The 3714-nt window shown below is 45.7% G+C and carries 3 protein-coding genes and 1 pseudogene; all 4 read right to left on the bottom strand.

Annotation, left to right across the window (positions count from 1 at the left end):
• The coding region (locus PLA23_RS11385; RefSeq protein ID WP_324475263.1) for a DNA methyltransferase at nt 1–1055 on the bottom strand (1055 nt) is incomplete at its 3' end.
• Nucleotides 1056–1112: 57 nt separating this feature from the next.
• Entirely contained in the window at nt 1113–1610 is a 498-nt protein-coding gene (locus PLA23_RS11390) for a PIN domain-containing protein (RefSeq protein ID WP_324475264.1), read from the bottom strand.
• Nucleotides 1576–1842: a UPF0175 family protein gene (locus PLA23_RS11395; RefSeq protein WP_324475265.1), complete on the bottom strand. Its 267-nt coding sequence runs from the start codon at nt 1840–1842 to the stop codon at nt 1576–1578. The genes PLA23_RS11390 and PLA23_RS11395 overlap by 35 nt, the downstream gene beginning before the upstream one ends.
• Nucleotides 1843–1917: 75 nt before the next feature.
• A pseudogene (locus tag PLA23_RS11400) lies at nt 1918–3714 on the bottom strand (hypothetical protein); the annotation flags it as partial.

Consider the following 3714-nt stretch of genomic DNA (forward strand, 5'->3'; position numbering starts at 1 on the left):
GGATAGGTCCAGGCAGCCAGAGCAAGAGCAAATGCTGCAATCTCCACACACCTCTCATCAATCTCTAGACCATGGAGATTTTCTGATAGAACAGCATCAACCGCCTTTCTTGCTGATAGCCCTTCCATCTCCATCCGCATCGGGACCAGCATCAGAAGAGTAGCCACAAGAAAATGACCTGACCCACAACAGGGATCAAGCATCTTAAGTTCAGAAACCTGGTCAGGCCATTCGGAGAACGATCCGGCAGCCGGAGTCCAGATTCCATGTTCATCCTGAACGAACCGGAGATAGGTCAGAGGAACACCGGGGAGAGAGGCTTTTTGCCGGAGTTCCTCTTCAGATGTTGCAGTCTTAAGATCCTCTTCTGTCAGCCTCTTTCCTGCCCACCAGGCACCAAGCGAGTTGTCAAGAAGGAAATGGACCATATAGGGTTCGGTAAAGAGCTGGGTTTGGGAGGGCAATTCTGCTGCTCCTATTTTCACCCCCGACTTGTTTACCTCATCTTTCTTTTTCGTCTGCCAGAACTGATATGTCCACCCGAGAGCATCCGAGGTTCTGAACGTATCTCCCGGAATCTGTGCAAGGATATCACAAAGGGCATTTCGATCCTCCGGAGCATAGGTAATTTTCAGGAGTGGATCATCCTGTTTGAATATCCCGGGGAGCATTGCTGAAGCATACCGGGCAGCAAGTTCCCAGGGGTCAATCTGTTCATCATGGGCAAGTTCAACCAGACCTTCAAAATTGACCGATACCTGATGTTCAGGATGGATGAGGAGATCATTCTCGATAAGAAACCGGGCAAACAGCATCCGGTGCCACTGTTCATACGCAACCGACCGGATAAGTTCTGCTTCCGTCCCAAGCCGTCTTAAGACCACTCTCACCCGGCGACGAAGTTCTGCCTGCTCATCATTGAGGTGTCCTGGTTTTTTCTCATCCGATACACCAAGAGAAATCAGTGCTTTGCGTGCCCCTTCTTCAGAGATTTCACGGGCCTTTTGAACGGCTTTATCAAGAGCATTCCGGTCAGATTTTGAAAGAGTAGTCACTGGATCAAAACCTCCTGCTTCTGCTGTAAAAGAACGATATCGCAAATCATAAAAACCTCATTCCCTGGCAAGGCTGATGACAGTCTTTCGAAATTCTTTAGAGAGGAAAAATCCCTTCTGGTCCAAGAGATCCAGAACAGGGGTAACCGAAGGAATAAGGCCGAAATACTTTGCTTTTACTAATAATCCACACGTTCCAATCACATCTATGGAATTTATGTATGCATACGTTCGGGCAAGATTATCGTCAAGAATCACCATTGAACCTGGCATTTCCAGGGCCAGCATGAGAACCTCCGTTTCGCCATCTCCCAGATCCTTAATAAGATTATGAGCTGAAACCGCGACAGGTTCTTTCACCGTGATCCAGTTATACTGCCCAATATCCGGTACTGAAACACCCTGATCTGCTCCGGCTTTCAATTCCCTGATTACAGCAGGAGGAACAACAATATCCCCACAAATATCCTTGATTATGGCGAGGAGATGTATCTGGTGAAGATATAACAAAGGGGTTGTATTACAGATGATCAATCCCGAGTATTTCAGCTTCACGAGAAAACTCCTCTTCGGTAAGTTTTAGAGCAGGCACCTGGAACTCTTTTAATTTTGAGATAAATAGAACACGGGAGATCCCTGCCATTTTTGCTGCAGCTCCTGAAGACAGACGCCCCATCTCATACAATTTCACAGCAGCAAGCAGCCGTATCTCATCCCCAATACAGGATGGATGTGTTTTCATTGCCACAAACACATCATCAGGTATGGTAATTCGTATCTCGGTCATGATATTTCCTCTACAGTCCGTTCCTGTCCAGTATAGATAACAAAATTCAACGTTTCTCCCACAGGCCCCACATGATCATTGGATGAGTACCTCCTGCTTCTCTTGTAATAACGCTTTCACCCTCGTTCTGATATCATCAATATATGCTTCGAGATCGTCTTCATTTGAAATTTTAACTCCCCGTTTCAGAGAAACCGGGGTCAGAACCTTCTTCTGCTTTGCGGCATACCGAAGAGCTGCCTCAGATACAATCTTATCATGTGAAAGACGAATAAGATCTAACGCCTTCTGGTAATCTGACAAAGGATACTGTTTCAGAGCCTGAATAATATCATTATCCGTCCCTAGAGGCATCTGGGGGATCGATTTGATGTGATATGATGAGAGGATCATCTCCTGTTCATGAGAATCAAGCTCATGCCAGTGTGAATCACTTTCCAGTGAGGATATAAGACTCTGATATGATTCTGATACCTGGCTGATACCACACGAGATCTCCTCCCGTAATCGCTCCTGAACCTGTAAAAGAAGGTCAGTAACCGGGTCAGGATCAGCGAGAAGACTTCTGTGCTCTTTAATTGCTGCAGCTTCACGGATAATCATATCAAGACCCACAAGCCCCTCCCCGTGATCAAGAAGTGTGCACAGCCGTTCCCACTCCTGGAGACGAACAGGAATCAATTCAGCAGTACGTTTCCACTTCTCAATATCTGCAATAATTATCTCCTTCTGGGCCGCAATCCGCTTAAGAAGCGAAACACCAGAAAGTCCGTCCATCTCAGCAAGATATGAGGGAACCATAACTTCTGGTAACGGTGGATCACCCCCGGTCTTATCCAGAAGTTCCCTGAGTTTTTCTATACAAAGAGAAGCATCTTCTCCTTCAGAACCAGCCCTGGCCTGAATTCCAACCTTTTGATACACCGCCTTGGCTTTCAGTTTTTCCTCTGCAGTCGGTGGAGATTCACTCTCACACTTAAAGTAACTCTTCTCAAGAGTACGACGATTATCAAGTTCGGTGAGAGAAACCGCTTTATGACCATCATTATAGGCATGGAGATGCCCTGAAGCACACAAAGCAATAATCGCCCCTTCAATTGCATCTTTCGGCCATCCAAACGGAGCATCCTCATAATATTTTACAATTTCTGACCCTTTCTTTGAACCGGCATTCAGAAATCGCAAAATCTCTTTACACACAATATGTTCTTCAGTATTCCCGGAATGCCCAACAACAGACAGCGGATTTGCATGACCGGATTTAATCCTCGTAAATACATCAGCCCACCGCGAATTATCTGCATCCTTAAACCGGTAAAATTTCTTCTCTGATGCAGTTTTCACGGCATGCAACAGAACCTCTTTTGGTGATCCTCCCTCTCTCTTATCCCCCCCGCCAAGATACACAACTGCCTGGTTGATAATATCATTCAGACAGGTCTGGATCTTCGCATCATGAGCAAGTTTCTTTGTTTCAATATTCTTCTTTGCCAGAATACCTTCATTCGTATTCGGGACACCAATTGTATCCATTGTCTGCTGGGCTGCAATACTCCCCGCAATATGATCAATCAGATCCTGATGATATAATTTTGGGAGAAATACCTGAATTAACGGACTCTCCAAGCCTTCAGCAAGTGAGGTTTTCCGTAGCTCCTCTTCTGAACTCCCCCATCCGTTTCTGACCCATACCGGAATCTTTTTACTCACCGGAGGTTTATCTTCGGTAAAAATCCTGGCATCAATCTCTCTGACCGTCTTCGTATCGCCATCCTTATACGATATCTGTTTCAAAAGGGCTTCCATACTTTTTATCAATGCCTGATCACGCTCAAAGGAGATCCGATTGACATCATCTTTCCAAGAATTGAG

This window comes from Methanospirillum sp. (assembly GCF_035406105.1).
Lineage (GTDB): Archaea > Halobacteriota > Methanomicrobia > Methanomicrobiales > Methanospirillaceae > Methanospirillum.